The organism is Streptomyces tsukubensis, assembly GCF_003932715.1.
GTDB classification, from domain to species: domain Bacteria; phylum Actinomycetota; class Actinomycetes; order Streptomycetales; family Streptomycetaceae; genus Streptomyces; species Streptomyces tsukubensis.
On record NZ_CP020700.1, the window covers coordinates 852,063 to 868,105 of the forward strand.

A 16,043-nucleotide genomic window follows, 5' to 3' on the forward strand; every position below is an offset into this window, starting at 1 on the left:
CCCACCTTAATGAATATGATTTTCATTCCGCAATGCCTTCGGTGATCGGCACGGGGTGATCCGGGTAACAGACGGGCCAGCCGCCTTCGGGATCGGTGCCGACCCGTCCGGCCACCCCCAGCACCCCGGCGAGCAGTTGGGGTGTGACGACCTCCCGGGGCGGGCCGTCCGCGGCCACCACACCGCCCTTCAGGGCGACGATCCGGTCCGCGAACCGGGCCGCCTGGCCCAGGTCGTGCAGGACCATCAGCACCGTCAGACCGCGTTCGCGGCGCAGCCGGTCCACCGTCGCGAGCACATCGAGCTGATGGCGCAGGTCCAGGAAGGTGGTGGGTTCGTCGAGCAGGAGGACCCGGGTGTCCTGGGCGAGCGCCATCGCGAGCCGGACCCGCTGGCGTTCCCCTCCGGAGAGGGAGGCCACCGGGCGGTCCGCCCATACCGCGACCCCGACGTCGGCCATGGCCCGCGCGGTGACCGCGTCGTCGCCGCCGCGCAGCATGCCGAGCGGCCCCCGGGCGGCGTACCGCCCCTGGCAGACCAGTTGACGCACCGTCATTCCGGCGGCGGGCTGCGCCGACTGGTGGAGCAGGGCGGCCTTCCGGGCCGCGTCACGGCGGGCCAGTCGGGCGACGTCGTCGCCGTCGAGCCGGATCCGGCCCCGTGACGGACGCAGCAGCCCGGCGCAGAGCCTGAGCAGGGTGCTCTTGCCGCAGCCGTTGAGGCCGATCAGGGCGACGGACTCGCCGTCCCGTACGGTCAGCTCCACCCCGCGGAGGACCTCTCGTCCGGGGTAGCCGAAGTGGACGTCCTCCGCCCGGACCACCACTCCCCCGCCGTCCGCGGCGGCCCGGCCGTCCGGCGAATCCGGCGCCTTCCCGCCTTCGCGGTCCGCCGTGGTCGCACCCGGCCCCCGTTCCCGACCGGTTTCCTTCATGCCGATGTCTCCTCCTCACGGATACGGCGGGCCACGATCAGCAGCAGTGCCGCGCCCGCGCAGGTGGTCAGCGCCCCGGTCGGGACGCTCAGCCGGTCGGCGTCCAGGACGCCGGTCAGCAGCCGGGACAGCGCCTGGGCGGCGGCGTCCGCCCCGCCGACCACCGCAGCTCCGGTGAGCGCCGCACCCGGCAGGGCCGTGCGCAGGTCGGCTCCGTACAGCGCGAACGCGAGGTGCGGGACGAGCAGTCCGACGAAGCCGAGGGCGCCGACGGTGGCCACCGCCCCGGCGGTCAGGGCGACGGCGCAGGCGAGGGCGGCGAGCCGGAGGCGTCCGGTGGCCAGTCCGCGGGCTGCGGCCTCGTCTTCGCCGCAACGCAGCAGGGTCAGCGGCGCGGCCAGGGCCCAGGCGGCGAGCAGCCAGCACAGCGCCCAGGGCCAGAGCAGGTTCCAGTGGTCGTGGACCCGGCCCTCGGTGGAGCCGACCAGCCACTGGACGACGCTGCCCAGTTCGCCGGGGGCGGCCAGGAGGACCATGGCGGTCGCCCCGGACAGGACGGCCGAGACCAGGACGCCGTAGACGGCGGTGCCGAAGGGGTCGGCACGTTCGCGGCCGGTGAGCAGCCACAGCAGCCCCGCTCCCGCGAAGCCGCCGATGACGGCCGCGACCACCACGGCCCCGGGCGACTGCCAGCCGGCGAGCCCGGCGCCCGAGGCGACGACCGCCCCGAGGACCGCGCCCGGGGCGACGCCGGTCACTTCGGGTCCGGCGAGCGGATTGGCCAGCGCGGACTGGAGCACGATGCCCGCGACCCCGAGACAGGCACCCGCGGTGAGCGCCACCAGGGCGCGCGGCAGCCGCAGTTCGAGAACGATGTGCCGGTCGAGGGGTGAGCCGCCGCCCATGAGCACCTCCCAGACCCCCGCGGGTCCCAGGGCCCGCCCGGCGGTCATTCCGGCGCATCCGGCGGCCACCACCAGCACGAGGAGCAGCAGCAGACGTCTCATTCGGCACCTCCGCGGCGGCTCCTGGGGACTCCGTGCGGGCTGTTCCTACCGGCGGGCACCTCGGGCACCCGGATGCCGGTGGGCGGCGCCTTCGAACGGTCCGCCGCCGGGGGCCGTTTGAGCAGGAGTACGCCCGCGGGCACCCCCAGCAGCGCGGTCCAGGCGCCCACCGGTGTCTCGACGGGCGCGAGGGCCAGCCGGGCGGGCAGATCCGCCCAGGCCACGATGAGCGCACCCCAGACCGCGGACCAGGGCAGCCACCCCACGGCGTCCTTGCCGGGCGCCAGCCTGCGCGCCAGATGCGGGGCGAGGAAGCCGACCCAGGCCACCGGGCCGCAGACCGCGACCACGGGGGCGATCAGCACGACCGCGACGGCGAGCGCGGCCGTCCGGGCACGGTGCACCCGGACCCCGAGGGCCCGGGCGTCGTCGTCGCCGAGCCTCAGCACCGACAGCACCGGGGCGCACAGCACCAGTGCCGGTACGGCCGCCACCAGCCACGGCGTCAGCTCGGTGACATCGTCCCAGGTGCGGGCCGAGAGGCTGCCGAGGAGATAGCGGTGGATCAACTGGAGGTCGAGCTGGTCGGCGAGGACCATCAGGACCAGCAGCGCCGACTGGAGCCCGGCGGCGACGGCCGCTCCGCACAGCAGGACGGCGGAGGGGCCGCGGGCGGCCCCCGCGGCGAGCAGGGTGAGCGCCCCGCCCGCCGCCGCGCCGCCGATCGCGAGGAAGGGCTGGACCGCGAGGGGTACGGAGACGGCGAGGACGAGCGGCCCGGCGACCGCGAGGGCCGCCCCGGAGGAGACACCGAGGAGTTCCGGGACGGCCAGCGGATTGCGCAGCGCCTCCTGGAGCACGAGCCCGGCGGCCCCCAGACAGGCACCGGCGATCAGGGCCAGCACCAGCCGGGGCAGCCGGAGTTCGGTGACCACGAACGCGTCGGCGAACTCCGCCGGGGGCACCGGCGGCGTGCCGAGGGCGAGCCCGCCGCACACCGCCGCCGTCAGTGCGCCCGCCGCGAGGACGGTGCGCCCGCTCACCGCAGCTTCGCCGTGGCCTCGTCGATCACGATGCCCAGCGACCGGGTGCCGCGGCCCTTGGCCCAGACCTCGGCGTCGACCTCGTACACCCGCCCTTCCCGGACCGCCGGGATCCGGGACCAGAGCGGGTTCTTCGCCAGTTTCCGCGACAGGGCGCCGTCCTGCGCCCCGCCGAAGGAGAGCGTTTCGACGAACAGGACGTCGACCTCCCGGGCGAGGATCTCCTCCAGGCTGTAACTGCCCTGCGCGCCGCGGCTCTGCCACGGGTAGTGCGACAGTTTCGGGAAGAGTCCGGCGGTCACGTCGGTGCCGGGGGTGGCGACGCCGAAGTTCTCGTCGCTGCCGAAGACGATCAGGCTGGTCCGCTCGCTGGGGTTCTGCTCCGCGCGGGCGAGTTTCTCCCGGAACCGCCGCTCGGCCCCTTCGCCCTGTTCGGTACGGCCGGTGAGCGCGGCCAGCTCGCGCAGATGACGGATGCTGTCCCGCCAGTCGCCGGGCTGGACGGGCCAGAAGACGGTGGCGCCCTTGAGTGCGGGCGCGAGCCTGCCGTGGGTGTCGGCGAGGCCGATCACCAGATCGGGCCGGTGGGAGAGCACTGCTTCGGTCTCCGGGCTGAGGAAGCCGCCCGGGATCTGCGGGATCCGCGCTGCCCGCGCCTTCCCGAGGAAGCGGGGGTGGGCGAGGAGCGCGGAGTTGGTGGCGACGGGCGCGAGGCCCAGCTCGACGAGCATGTCGTCGCAGAGCGCGACCAGGCAGACGATGCGTTCGGGTGGCTTCGCGGTGGTGATGCGTACCCCCTTGCCGTCGGTGACGGTCCGCGCGGGGGCGATGGGCGCCACCCGTATGTCCGTGGCCTCGCCCTTCTCCCCCGCCGCGTCGCCGTCGTTCGCGGCTGTGCCGCACCCGGCCAGCAGGGTGCCCGCCAGGGCGGCGGCGACCAGTCTGCGCACCACGCAGACCCTCGTTCGCAGTTTCATGATTCCTCCCCTATGTCCGTTTCGAATTCCGTCCGGTCGCGTCGATCCGGCCGTCCGGAACCACTTGCGCGCGCCGCCTACCGCGACGCACGATACGGGCCACATGATAATCATTTTCAGTAATGCTCGGTTTCCCACCCTCCGGAGTCGCCCGTGTCGTCCGCCGCGCCCGTATCACCCCGCCTCCTCGTCGCCGACCATGTGGCCGGTGGTCTCCGGGTGTTCGACCCGTCCGACGGCCGGGAGACGGCGTCCCTGCCCGGCCGGCACCCCGCCGAGCACGCCGGATTCCTCGCCCTGCCCGGGGGCCGTACCGCCTTCGTCGACGACCGGGCGGGCGAACTGGTCGTCCTCGACCCGTACGGACCGGACCGGGACGGCCCGCTCGTCACGGCGACCGCGCCCGTGGCCGTACCGGCGGAGCATCTGGCCGCCGATCCCGCGGGCCTGCGGATCGCCGTGACCACCGGTCTCGGCCGGAACGAGGAACCCTGGAGCGATCTGCTGACCGCAGTCGACCTCGGCGCGGACGGCGGGCCGCGCGCCGTGCGGGTACGGACCCGGACCGGTGAACCGGGGGTCGTTCTGGTGCCCCGCCGGACGGCGCGGTCCCCGGGGACACCTGGGTGGTGCTGCGGCACCGCGAACCGGGGGCGCTGGCCGTGTTTCCCTGGGCGGCGCTGGAGTCGGCACCCCCGTCGTGTCCGCCCGTGGCACCGCGGTACGGGCTGCCGCTGCCGGACGACGGGCACGGCGATGCGTACGACCCGGTCTCGGGGCTGCTGTTCGCGGCCACCGGGGAGGGCGTGCACCGGGCGCGCCGGGCGGGCGACGCCCTGGTTCCCGAGGCGCCGCTCCCCTGGGGCGGTGAGGGCCGCGGCTACTACCTGCGGCTGGACCCGGTGCGGCGGACCCTGTGGTCGACGGTACGGGGCGGGCCCGGTGATCCCGGGCGGTGGCCCGAGTGGACCAACTGCGCCTGGTGGTACGGACCGGACTCGGGCCGTAGCGGCCGGACCCCGCTCGGTCCGGGCCTGGTGTTCCGCTTCGCCGTCGCCGCCCGGTATCTCGCGTTCGCCCGGATCCACCCGGACGGCGACGAGCTGATCGTGCTCCGCCCGGACACCGGCCGCATCACCGCCCGCGTCCCGCTCCCCCCGATGTCCGGTGCCCCGCGCCCGGGTTCGGCCCCCTGGGACGGGGTGCAGCGGCGGGCCGTGGCCGCTTCACCGGGCCACGATCTGATCGCCGTCTCCCGGGGCGGCCACGGGGAGGTCCATCTGATCGACGCGGCCGCGGGCGCTGTCGTCCGCACCCTGACCGTCCCCGGTGCGCTGGACGAGGGCGGGCTGCTCGCCCTGACCGCCCCCGGCGACGGCGCCGAAGGGGATCCGGTGGGCCGCTGAGCCGGACGCGCGGTGCCGGGGCCGGGCTACCTCAGTCCGAGGCAGGTCAGCCAGGACCGCGACGCTCCGTGGCCCGCGGTCAGCAGGGCGGCCAGAACCCCCGTCGTACCGCCGAGGAGTCCGGGGTGCCAGGTCGGCTCGTCGAGTTCGGGGAGCCGTGCCTCCAGATGGCGCAGCAGCTCCGTCCGGAGGCCTGCGGCGGCGGGGAGGCGGGCGTGCCGGGCGAAGGCATCGGCCACGGCGAGCACACCGGCCGCGCCGTGGCAGATCCCGAGGCGGTCGGCGGGCAGCTCGCCGTAGAGGTGGTAGTCCGGGTCGTAGGCGTCGGCAAGGGTGGTAAAGGCGGTCGCCGCCCAGGCGGCGGTCCGCTCGTCGCCGAGGGCGTCGGCGGCGTCCCACAGGGCCCAGGTGACACCGGGGTTGCCGTAGCACCAGGCCTGCCGGGGCCAGGGGCCGGGCGCGGGCGGGGTGCCGTCGTGTCCGGCCGCGGCCCAGCTCCGGACCGAGCGGTCGTCGGTGAACGACTGCCGGACCAGCCAGTCGACGGTACGGCGCAGGGCGCGGACGAGCCGCGGTTCGGGGCCGGTCCGGCGGACGGCGGCGGTCAGGGCCGTCGTCAGCCCGGCGACGCCGTGCCCCGTACCGGTGTTGATCCGGCCGTGCAGCCAGTGCAGGTCGGGGTCGTTCTCGTAGGGGCCGGTACGGAGCCGGGGCAGGGCGGCGGAGTCGCAGAGCTCCACGAGGTGGTCGACGAGCGGGGCCGCCTGGGCGGGTACTGGCGAGGTGGCGTACAGGGCGAGCAGGGTTCCCGAAGGGCCGCTGATCAGGTCGTAGTCCGGGAGGGCGACCTGCTCCGTACGCCAGGGGCGCTGTCCTGCGGTGGTGAGGAGATGGCCGCGGAGCCGGTCCGCGAGGCGCAGCAGCGGGGGGTGGAGGGCGGCCGCGTGGTGCAGTCCGACGAGGGTTCCGGCGAGTCCGGAGTTGTACAGCGCATGGTGGCCGGGGCCACGGCCGACGGTCGTCACCCAGGCGGCCACGGCGCGGCGCGCGGCCGATGCCGCGCTTCCGGACCCGCTCCCGCTGTCGGTGGCGGCGACGAGGGCGGCGAGGACGGGGACTCCGGGATCGCAGGCGACGGCGGAGCCCGCGGTGAAACCGTGGAGGATTCCGACGGCCCGCCCGAGGGGCTGCCGGAAGTCCGGAGGGGTCGGAAGGCGCGGTGGCATGGGTGCTCCGGAAGGGGGCGCGGTGAGCCGCCCGGTCATCACGGCCGGGCGACTCGGTCGGTCCGGATCGGATCAGACACAGATGCCGAGGATGGCGGTGCACGCGAGGAACGTGCAGATGCCGACCGTGTCGGCCATGTTCTCGGCGCCGGAGTCGGCGGTGGTGACGCGCTCGTCGAGCTGCTCGATGAGGGCGTCGAGGTCGGTGATCTCGGTGATTTCGGCGACGGGCATGGGGTTCTCCTTCGTTCTCTTCTAGGGGGTGGTGACCGTCCCGGTGGCCGTCGCACAGGGTGTGCGGGGACCGGGAACGCCTTGGGTGAGCGCGGCGGCGGCGAGCGCGGCCAGCTCATCGGGGTCCCTGGTGGGGGCGAGGGTGAGGAGGAGCTGTCCCGCGACGGCGGCGCCGTGGTGCGCCGCGTCGCGCAGGGTGAGCCGGTCGGGCCCGGGCAGCATCTCCTCGAAGAGCAGGTCGTCGCCGGGAACGGTCGCGCAGAGCCGTTCGACGAGGGTGAGCGCGGTGGGTGACGTCAGATCGACGGGCAGCGGTTTGCCCCCGGTGGACGGCCGCAGCAGGACACAGCGCGGCAGTTGCTCGGCGCGGGCCAGCGCGGCCAGCGCGCGGGCCCGGGTGAAGTCGCCGTCCCGGGCGGGCCGGAACCGTTCCCGGGGGATCCGCCAGGTCGCGGGGGCGATGACGAGGTCACCGCCGACGGTCAGCCGCGGGGTGCGGACGGTCTCGGGTGTGCCGGGATATGCGGCGGCGTACCCGTCGAGCCGCAGGGCGGTCGAGGCGGCGGGGTGGCCCGCGCGCAGCAGCAGCCCGGCGAGCAGATCGTACGGGGGCAGCGGGACGCGTGTGGCGTGGTGGACCGGGAGGAGCCGTACCCCGTCCGCTTCGGCGACGAAGCCCGCGCCGGGGGTGCGGCGCAGGGTGATGCGGTCGAGGGGGAGGTACTGCTGCGGGGGGCCGTCGGGCGGGCAGTACGCGGCGTGGTTGGGATCGCCGGTCCACCAGCGGGTGGTGACGGGCCGTCGGACGGCGTTGGCGGCGCGCTCGCCCGACGGGGGCAGCAGCAGTTCGACGAAGCGGGTGCCGCTGCGGCGTTCCACCGCGGCCAGGAAGGCGCGGTAGGCGCCGGTGCTCCGGTGGCCGCCGTGCAGGGTGTGCAGGGCCTCCGCGAACCGGGCGTCGAGGATATGGGCGGCGGAGGCGGTTTCGAGGACGGCGACGGGCCCGGCGGGTCCGGGCAGCGGGCGCAGCAGACAGTCCAGCGGCCACGGGGGCAGGGAGTCGGCGGCGGGCGGCGCGCCGAGGCTGTCGAGGAGGGTGTCTCCGATGTCGACGGTGGTGTCGTCGCGGTGGCGGTCGAGGTGGGCCAGCAGGCGGGCGTAGCCGGAGGCGGGATCGTGGGCGGGGTGCCAGCCCGGGTAGCGGTACAGGGTTGTGAGGGCGGTCGGGGGCGTTCCTTCGGCATCGAGCAGATCCGCGAGGAGGGCTCCGAGCGGGCGCGGCTCCTCTCCGACGGCCTCGGCCGCCGCCCGGGCACCGGCGCCGTGGCCGGGTGCGGCGGCCAGATCGTCCCGGCGGAGCCGGTCCAGCCGGGCGGCGACGGCCAGGGCGTGCCGGACCCGGTCGGCGGCGGCTCGGGGGACGGTGGCGTCCAGGGTGCGGTAGGAGTCGACGAACCAGTCGTCCGTCCGGCCGGTGCGGGCGGGGTGCGGCAGGGTGCCGGGGCGGCGCAGGTCGCGGGCGGGGACCCAGGATCCGGTGTGGCGGCGCGGCGCGGCGCAGGGCTGGAGCACTCCGAGCCGTACGAGATGGCCGAGGAAGCGGTGGAGCGCGGAGGCTCCGGCGGGTCCGGCGACGGCCCGTTCGAGGTCGGGGAGGGTGCGGGGGCCCGCTGCGAGCAGGCCGAGGACGGTGTCGAGTACGGGGGTGCGGCGGACGGCGACCTGCCGGGTCCGGGTGGGGTCGGCGGGGTCGACGCCGTAGCAGCGGAGCCGGCCGTCGGGGTCGGTCATATGGAGCGCGGCGGGGGCGAAGGGGGTGGCCGGGTCGGCCTCCCACGGGTCGGCGGCGGTGAGCCGGGTCCGCAGCAGATGGACGTTCTCGGCGGCGGTGGCGGCGAGCGCGCCGACGGCCGCTCCCGGCGGCAGGAGCCGGGCGGGCGGGCCGAACGGAGGGTGCACGGGGTCCGGGCCGGGGACTCCGGCGGGCTGTCCGTTGCTGCCGGCGGGGTCGTCCGCCACGGGTACGGCGGCGATATGGCAGGCCCAGCCCCGGGGGGTCGTCTTCACGGCGGCCCGGGCGACGGCCCGCCACAGATATCCGGACCGCTTCCGCAGCCTCTTGCCGGTCCAGCCCTCGCCCTCAGCGAGGATCCGGGCGATGTCCGCGGTCAGCCCGGGGCTCGCAGTGTCGACGAACGCGCGCAGCACGGGGCTCTCGTCCAGCAGCCGCCAGGCCAGCGCGCCCACCCGCTCGCGCTCACCGGCGACTTCGCGTTCGAGGGCGGACCGGGCCGCGGCGGCGGCCCGGGCGTCTCTGAGCAGCTCCCCGGCTTCCCGGGCCAGCGGCCAGGGCACGGCGGGCAGCCGGGTCAGCATCCCGCACTCCCCCGGCCGGGGCGCCGCACCGGAGTGGAGCCGCCTGCGCAGGGCCAGCAGGGCGTGGCGTTCGGCATCGGCCAGCCGGGGGTCGGGCACGATCTCACCGAGGGCGACGGCGAGCCGCCGGGAGCGCGCGGCCCTCCGGTCGGCGTCGTCGGCGTGGTCGGCGAGCCGCTCGGAGAGGCGGGGATTGCCCGCGGCGGTCCATAGAGCGCACGGCACCCCGGCGATCCGGACGAGCGCGGTGCTGCCGAGCAGCGGCGGGCTGTCGTGGTCCGGCATGTCACACCACCCCGTCGGAGGCGAGGGCCTCGGTCAGCAGACACTGCCGGGCGGCGGGCAGCGCGGCCCGGTTCCAGTGGAAGATCGCGGCGTAGGCGGCGGCGCGCCGGGGTCCGCGTACCGCCTGTCCGGCTTCGAAGTAGCCGGTTCGCCAGGCGTCGGCGGCACTGCGGACGGCTTCGCCGTGGGCGGCGATCCGGGGCCGCCACTCCTCGGGCAGCGCGGCGAAGGCGCTCTCCCGGGGCCGCCCCCACCAGTCGCGGATGCCCTGCTCGGCCCGGAGCCGTCCGCCGGCCCCGGGCTCGGGGTCGGGTTCCAGGGACCGCCCGGTCTCGGTCCGTACGACGTCCCAGACTCCGCGGTGCTCCCATCCCACGATGCGGAGCCCGTCGAGGAGTTCGCGGAGCAGCAGCAGCGAGATCCGCCAGCTCGCAAGCGGCTGCCGGGTGGCGCCCTGCCGGTGGCAGTCCAGCCAGGCGAGGGCGTCGGCGGTGAACAAGCGGTGGACATGGGGCATGGAGGCGGGCCCGCCGAAGAGATACGCCTCGGGCTCGTACACCGTGGCGACGGCACCCCCGAACGCACCCGCTAGTGAGATCAGTTGGGCGCGGAGTCCGGATACATCACCGGGTCGCCGCGCCTGGAACCTGAGGCGGAGCCCGGGCGGCTTGTGCATGAAGAAGAACTCGCACGCGGGCCCGTCGAGCAACTCCTGCGCCAGATCGGCGATGTCGCCGTAGAGCGCGGGCGGGAGGGGGTAGACGGTGCTGAGGTTGATCTGGACCCAGCGGTCCTCGGGGTACTCGACATCCGGCATTGTCCACCTCCTTGCTGCGGGAGCGGTGCGGCGTGGCGATTCTTCTCATGGATTCAATTTCCTGATATCCATGGCACTCAAACTGATCTCGGATTTAGTCGTATCATGCGATCACCACACGGGATTTCTTTATCCAGAATTCACAAACACCCTCGTGCCACGTTCCGGATTGCCTATGGGGAATGTTTCCCACCATCGCCGTCTCATATGAGAGGAAGGCGTCGGTATCGCGTCCGGAGAAGCCTTCAAAACCGACGGCAGAGAATTCCGGAACGGCTCCGAGAAGGCCGTCGCAGGGTTTTCTTCCTTTCCGTCCCGGGCTTACGGTTCCGGACCGGCGGCCGGGGTCCGGCGCGTCACCCGCACGTCCCGCTCCGGCTGCGGGCCGCCCCGGCAGCGCGTAGGACGGTAGGCAGTGCGGTGCACTGCGGTGCGAGCGGCGGGTCGGAGGCGGAATGCGGATCGTGGTGGATCTGAACCGGTGCCAGGGGTACGCCCAGTGCGCCTTCCTCGCCCCGGAGGTCTTCTTCCTCCGCGGTGACGAGGCGCTCGGCTATCGCCCCCGGGTCCCCGACGACCAGCGGGAACGGGTCGGCCGGGCGGTCGCCGCCTGTCCGGTGCAGGCGATCGCCGCCGGGCCCGCAGCGGGTGCGGATGTCGACTGAGCGCCCGCTGCCCCGGATCGACGGCTCGGTACGGCGCGTGGTCGTCGTCGGCGCCTCCCTCGCCGGACTGCGGGCGGCCGAGGCGCTGCGGGACAGCGGTTTCGACGGGCGGCTCACGCTCGTCGGGGAAGAGCCGGAGTTCCCGTACGACCGCCCTCCGCTCTCCAAGCAGGTACTCCTCGGCGAGGCCGCGGCCCATGACGCGGGGCTGCCCGCGTGCAGGCCGGTCGACGCGGAGTGGCGGCTCGGGGTGCGGGCCGCCGGAGTGGATCCCCTGCACCGGCAGGTGCTGCTCGCCGACGGCGGCCGGCTGCCGTACGACCGGCTGCTGATCGCGACGGGGACCCGCGCCCGCCCCTGGCCGGTCGCCGAGGAGGCCGCACTCGACGGGGTGCTGACCCTCCGGACCGCGCAGGACGCCGCGGGGCTCGCGGCACGGCTGGACGCCGAGCCGCGCCGCGTGCTGGTGATCGGAGCCGGGTTCACCGGGTCCGAGATCGCCTCCGCCTGCCGGGAACGCGGTCTCGACGTCACCGTCGTGGAGCGGGGTCCGGCCCCCTTGGTCGGCGCCCTGGGCGGGGTGCTGGGGACGTTCGCGGCCGAGGTGCAGCGGGCCCACGGCGTCGACCTCCGCTGCGGGGTGACCGTCACCGCGCTGGAAGGGAGCGGCGGCAGGCTCAGCGGTGCCCGGCTGTCCGACGGCTCCCGGGTCACGGCGGACGTCGCGGTGGTCTGTCTGGGCGCGGTGCGGAACACCGAGTGGCTCGACGGCTCCGGTCTGGCGGCCGGCCCGAGGGGCGTGGCCTGCGACGCGGGCTGCCGGGCCTTCGACATGTACGGAATCGTCACGGACGACGTGTTCGTCGCCGGTGATGTGGCGCGGTTCCCGCATCCGCTGTTCGGCTACCAGATGCTGTCGCTGGAGCACTGGGGCAACGCCGTCGCCCAGGCCGAGGTCGCGGCGCACAACATGGTGAGCCCGGGGCCGCGCCGCCGCCCCCATCTGACGGTGCCCGCATTCTGGTCGGCCCAGTTCGGTCTGAACATCAAGTCGGTCGGGGTGCCGACGTACTCCGACCGGGTCGTGATCGCCCAGGGGTCGCCGGAGGAGGGCCGGATGGTCGCGGTCTACGGCTACCGGGGACGGGTCACGGCGGCGGTCGCCGTCAACCGTGCCAAATGGCTGGAGCACTATCTGCGCATGATCGAGACCGCGGCGCCCTTTCCGCCCCCGCCGGACGCCGCCGACCGGCGCGGGGACCCGGTGCCCGTGCCCTCCGACGTACCCGATCCGCGTCTGCTGTCCCACGGCCCGACGGTCGCCCTCACCGGGCACCACCCGGACCGGCACATCACCGTGGTCCGGGCGGACTGAACGAGGAGCCTGCCATGTCGAGCGAAACCCTGTTCCGGCGCATCACCGACTACGCCGCCCGCGCGGACCCCTATCCGCTCTACACCGAACTCCGTGAGCACGGCGTGGCGCGCCAGGAGGACGGCTCGTACCTCGTGGGCACCTACGACGAAGTCGTCCAGCTGCTCCACGATCCGCGGATCAGCTCCGATGCGCTCAGCCGCGCCGATGCCGACGAGGAGCTGCTGAGGGAGGAAGCGGCCGGTCTGGTTCCCGCTTTCATCGGACTCGACGACCCCGAGCACGAACGGCTCCGCGGGATCGCGATGCGTCCGTTCGGGCCGCCCCATTCGCCCGGCCGGATCGACGCCCTCCAGGACGATATCGCCCGGATCGCCGGGGAGCTGATCGACGGCTTCGACGGCAGGGAAGAGGTCGATCTCGTCGACGACTTCGCCTATCCGCTGCCCGTCACGGTGATCGGACGGCTGCTGGGCATCCCGTCCGGGGACATGGGACAGCTCCGGCAGTGGACCGACATCATGATCGCGAGCCTGGACTTCGCTCCGGACGAGGACCCCGCGGTCAAACGGCGGCGCGGCCGGGAAGCGGGCCGCGACATGGCGGACTACCTGGGTGATCTCGCCGCGTCCCGGCGCGACCACCCGTCGGACGATCTGCTGTCAGCGCTGGTCGGCGATCCCGGTCCCGAGGGTGCGTTCAGTCACGAGGAGCTGAAGTCCACCGCCGTACTGCTGCTGATCGCCGGGCACGAGACGACCGTCAACCTCATCACCAACGGGGCGCTGACCCTGATGCGGTATCCCGAGGCGGCGGCCCGGCTGCGGAACGACCCCGGGCTGATGCCGTCGGCGGTGGAGGAACTGCTGCGGTACGAGCCGCCGGTGCAGCTCCTCCCCCAGCGCAGTCCGCTGACCGACATCGAGGTGGCGGGGGTGACCGTGCCCCGGGGAGCGCCGCTGATCCTGGTCCTGGCCGCGGCCAACCGCGATCCGCTGCGGTTTCCCGAGCCCGACCGGTTCGACCCGGTCCGCCGGGACAACCAGCATCTGGGCTTCGGCAGCGGTGTCCACAGCTGCTTCGGGGCGCCACTGGCCCGGGTCGAGGCCCGGATCGCGCTGACCGCGCTGCTGGCCCGGCTCGGGGAGGACGCCCACCCGGTCGAGGACCCCCCGCCGTACCGGCGGAGCCCGGTGCTGCGCGGTCCGAGGCATCTGCTGGTCCGGCGCTGACGGCGCAATGGCGACGGGCGGCGGCCCGCGGCTCAGCGGGCCAGCGCGTCGGCCGGGCCCATCACGATCACCGGCCGGGCGGCGCGGCGCAGGGCGCGCAGGAGTTCCTGCATCCGGTCGCGCGGCAGCCCGATGCAGCCCTCGGTGCCGCCGCCGTGGCCGATGTGGACCCAGATCCCGCCGCCCCTGCGGGTGCCGAGGGGGCGTCCCCAGTCCGAGGGGGTGCGGCCCGGGTAGCGGTTGTAGTCGACGGCGACGACGTAGTCGAAGGCGCCGGCCTTGGGTTCGCCCTCGAAGTTGCGGCCACCGAGGGTGTAGATCGGGTCGCGGTGGTACGGGAGTTCGGTGCCGGGGTCGGGCAGCCGGCCGCCCGCGTCGGTGAGCGTGAAGGTGCCGACGGGGCTGCGCAGATCGCCCTGCAGATGGTGGCCGCTCCAGCCGCGGTGGCCGTTGCGGGCGGGCCAGACGGCGGAGGCGGCGCGCCAGCCGAGGGCCGGGTGGCGTTCGTAGAGGACGGCGCGGCAGACGTTCGAATCGGCGGATTCGCCGGTGACCACGAGGGCCTGACGGGTACGGGCGCCGATGGTCGCCCGCGTGCGGGGGCCGAGGCCGGGTATGTCCGCCGGGCGCCGGGCCGCCGCGGCAGCGGGCGACGGCGGGGAGTCCGGTGCCGCGGCTCCGGGTCCGGGTCCGGGCGGATTCCGGTCGCCGGAGCGGCCCTTCTCCTCCGCCGAGCAGGCGGACAGGAGGGCCGCGGCGCCGAGGGCGAGGGCGGCGCGGCGGGTACGCGGGGAATCGGGTGTCGGGTTCATGGCGGCTCTTGCTGCTTTCCGGGGTGGGGACGGGACGGTCCGGGCGGTCGCATGCCCGGGTGGTCGTCGGATCTCGTACGGAAGGGCTGCTCCCGCAGAGGGGGAACCGGGTGGGGTCCGCTCCGGGTTGCCTCCCCGGAGCGGAGCCCGTACCCCGGAAGGAAGTGATGCGGTGTCAACACTCGTGTTGATCCTTGGAATTGCGGCAGTCGGCGGCCCCCCGCGGCGGGGCGTGGGGCGGCTCGGACGGGTTCCCGGCGGTTCGCGTTGTCATCCGTGCGGTCGAATCCGGTCGACCGCAGGTCGGAGGCGGCGCATGGTGGGAATGGGACCCGCGGGGTACGGGGTTCGGCCCCGGAGATGATGATCAAAAGGGGGTGACCGGCCTACCGTCCGGAGCATGATCTCGAACCGACGCGGTCCGGTGGCCGCACTGCTCGCCCTGGCCGTGACGCTCCCCCTCGTACAGACCGCCGTGGCGGCACCCGCGGCCGAATCCGCCCCGGTGGCCCGGGAGGCGGCCGCCCGGAAGGTGGAGCTGCCGCGGCCGACCGGGCCGCACACCGTCGGCGTTTCGACACTGCGGCTGACGCAGCCCGGGCGGCCCGACCCGTGGGTGCCGGAGGCAGGGGCGCGGCAGACCCTGGCAACCCTGCACTATCCGGCCGCCGCCGGTACGGGCGGCGGCGCCCGGCCGTATGTGACGCTCGACGAGGCCCGGGCGCTGGCCGAGCACCTGGGGCCGGAGGCGATTCCGCCCGGCAGCGAGGGGCCGCTGGCGGCCACCCGGTCCTGGGCGCGGCAGGAGGCCCGGCCGGTGCACGGGAAGTTCCCGCTGGTCGTGCTCTCGCCCGGTTTCGGCGCGCCCCGGTCGTCCCAGACGCATCTCGCGGAGGATCTGGCCTCCCGCGGCTATGTGGTGGCGTCCGTGGACCACGCCTACGAGTCCGCGGCCAGCGCGTTCCCCGGCCGGGGTGTGCTGCCGTGCGTGGCGTGCGTCAAGGCGGAGAACGGGGAGATCTCGTACGCGGATGTCACCAGGGAGCGGGCGAAGGACGTCTCGTACCTCCTCGACCGGCTGACCGGGCCGCGTTCCGTGTGGAAGCACTCCGGGACGATCGACGCCCGGAAGATCGGGATGGCGGGTCACTCCATCGGTGGCGCGTCGGCCGCGCACACGATGGCGACGGACGCCCGGGTGGACGCGGGCATCAATATGGACGGCAGCTTCTTCATCCCGATTCCGGCCGGCGGTCTGGACGGGCGGCCGTTCCTGCTGCTGGGCGCCGGAGACAGCGGGCCGGGCAGCGGTGACGCATCCTGGGACGAGGGCTGGCGGCAGCTGTCCGGCTGGAAGCGCTGGCTGTCCGTACGGGGCAGCGGTCACGGTGACTTCAGTGATCTGCCGGTCCTCACGGACGCGCTGGGGGCGCCGCGCGCGCCGGGCACGCTGCCGGGCGACCGGATGTCCCGGATCAACCGCACCTACGCGGCGGCCTTCTTCGACCGGCATCTCAAGGGGGCGCCCCGCCCGGTGCTGAACGGGCCGACCGCCGCCCACCCGGAGGTCGTGTTCCACGCTCCCTGATCCGTACGGCAGCCGACGGCTGTGTCTCCGGCCCGGCCGGGTGCGGCGCCCTCCGGCGCGGCGCCC

12 protein-coding genes and 2 pseudogenes are annotated in these 16,043 nt (G+C 74.8%); 5 read left to right on the forward strand and 9 right to left on the reverse strand.

The window, feature by feature from the left end; genetic code table 11:
- Positions 1-6: 6 nt before the first annotated feature.
- The 4 genes and pseudogenes from B7R87_RS02490 to B7R87_RS02505 form a co-directional block, all read right to left on the reverse strand.
- Positions 7-934 (reverse strand): annotated as a pseudogene (locus B7R87_RS02490) (ABC transporter ATP-binding protein).
- Positions 931-1,941 carry a FecCD family ABC transporter permease gene (locus B7R87_RS02495; RefSeq protein WP_006350671.1) on the reverse strand — a complete coding sequence of 337 codons (1,011 nt, stop codon included), beginning with the start codon at positions 1,939-1,941 and terminating at the stop codon, positions 931-933. The pseudogene B7R87_RS02490 and the gene B7R87_RS02495 overlap by 4 nt, the downstream one beginning before the upstream one ends.
- A complete protein-coding gene (locus B7R87_RS02500; RefSeq protein ID WP_130585255.1) occupies positions 1,938-2,984 on the reverse strand; it encodes a FecCD family ABC transporter permease in 1,047 nt (348 codons plus the stop codon). The genes B7R87_RS02495 and B7R87_RS02500 overlap by 4 nt, the downstream gene beginning before the upstream one ends.
- Complete coding sequence (locus B7R87_RS02505) at positions 2,981-3,961, reverse strand: ABC transporter substrate-binding protein (RefSeq protein WP_040916946.1); 981 nt, start codon at positions 3,959-3,961, stop codon at positions 2,981-2,983. The genes B7R87_RS02500 and B7R87_RS02505 overlap by 4 nt, the downstream gene beginning before the upstream one ends.
- A gap of 201 nt (positions 3,962-4,162) precedes the next feature.
- On the opposite strand from B7R87_RS02505, the pseudogene B7R87_RS02510 reads away from it, so the two are divergent.
- Positions 4,163-5,367 (forward strand): annotated as a pseudogene (locus tag B7R87_RS02510) (hypothetical protein).
- Between the two features lie 26 nt (positions 5,368-5,393).
- On the opposite strand, the gene B7R87_RS02515 reads toward B7R87_RS02510, so the two are convergent.
- The 4 genes from B7R87_RS02515 to B7R87_RS02525 all read right to left on the reverse strand — a co-directional run bounded on the left by B7R87_RS02515 (position 5,394) and on the right by B7R87_RS02525 (position 10,305).
- A complete protein-coding gene (locus tag B7R87_RS02515) occupies positions 5,394-6,593 on the reverse strand; it encodes a lanthionine synthetase LanC family protein (protein ID WP_040916945.1) in 1,200 nt (399 codons plus the stop codon).
- A gap of 72 nt (positions 6,594-6,665) precedes the next feature.
- Complete coding sequence (locus tag B7R87_RS33040; protein ID WP_164516020.1) at positions 6,666-6,827, reverse strand: hypothetical protein; 162 nt, start codon at positions 6,825-6,827, stop codon at positions 6,666-6,668.
- 21 nt (positions 6,828-6,848) lie between these two features.
- On the reverse strand, positions 6,849-9,488 hold the full coding sequence (locus B7R87_RS02520) for a lantibiotic dehydratase (protein WP_130585256.1): 2,640 nt from the start codon (positions 9,486-9,488) through the stop codon (positions 6,849-6,851).
- 1 nt (position 9,489) lies between these two features.
- Positions 9,490-10,305: a thiopeptide-type bacteriocin biosynthesis protein gene (locus B7R87_RS02525; RefSeq protein WP_006350662.1), complete on the reverse strand. Its 816-nt coding sequence runs from the start codon at positions 10,303-10,305 to the stop codon at positions 9,490-9,492.
- Positions 10,306-10,760: 455 nt separating this feature from the next.
- On the opposite strand from B7R87_RS02525, the gene B7R87_RS02530 reads away from it, so the two are divergent.
- The 3 genes from B7R87_RS02530 to B7R87_RS02540 are packed head-to-tail and all read left to right on the forward strand — an operon-like array spanning position 10,761 to position 13,577.
- Positions 10,761-10,970, forward strand: a complete 210-nt coding sequence (locus tag B7R87_RS02530; RefSeq protein ID WP_006350661.1) for a ferredoxin — start codon at positions 10,761-10,763, stop codon at positions 10,968-10,970.
- A complete protein-coding gene (locus B7R87_RS02535) occupies positions 10,960-12,345 on the forward strand; it encodes an NAD(P)/FAD-dependent oxidoreductase (protein WP_006350660.1) in 1,386 nt (461 codons plus the stop codon). The genes B7R87_RS02530 and B7R87_RS02535 overlap by 11 nt, the downstream gene beginning before the upstream one ends.
- 14 nt (positions 12,346-12,359) lie before the next feature.
- Entirely contained in the window at positions 12,360-13,577 is a 1,218-nt protein-coding gene (locus tag B7R87_RS02540) for a cytochrome P450 (RefSeq protein ID WP_006350659.1), read from the forward strand.
- 32 nt (positions 13,578-13,609) lie between these two features.
- On the opposite strand, the gene B7R87_RS02545 is transcribed toward B7R87_RS02540, so the two are convergent.
- Entirely contained in the window at positions 13,610-14,389 is a 780-nt protein-coding gene (locus B7R87_RS02545) for a L,D-transpeptidase family protein (RefSeq protein WP_130585257.1), read from the reverse strand.
- 400 nt (positions 14,390-14,789) lie between these two features.
- Between B7R87_RS02545 and B7R87_RS02550 the strand changes: the two genes are divergently transcribed.
- Positions 14,790-15,977 (forward strand): alpha/beta hydrolase family protein, encoded by a 1,188-nt coding sequence (locus tag B7R87_RS02550; RefSeq protein ID WP_006350657.1) that lies wholly within the window; start codon positions 14,790-14,792, stop codon positions 15,975-15,977.
- Positions 15,978-16,043 lie beyond the last annotated feature (66 nt).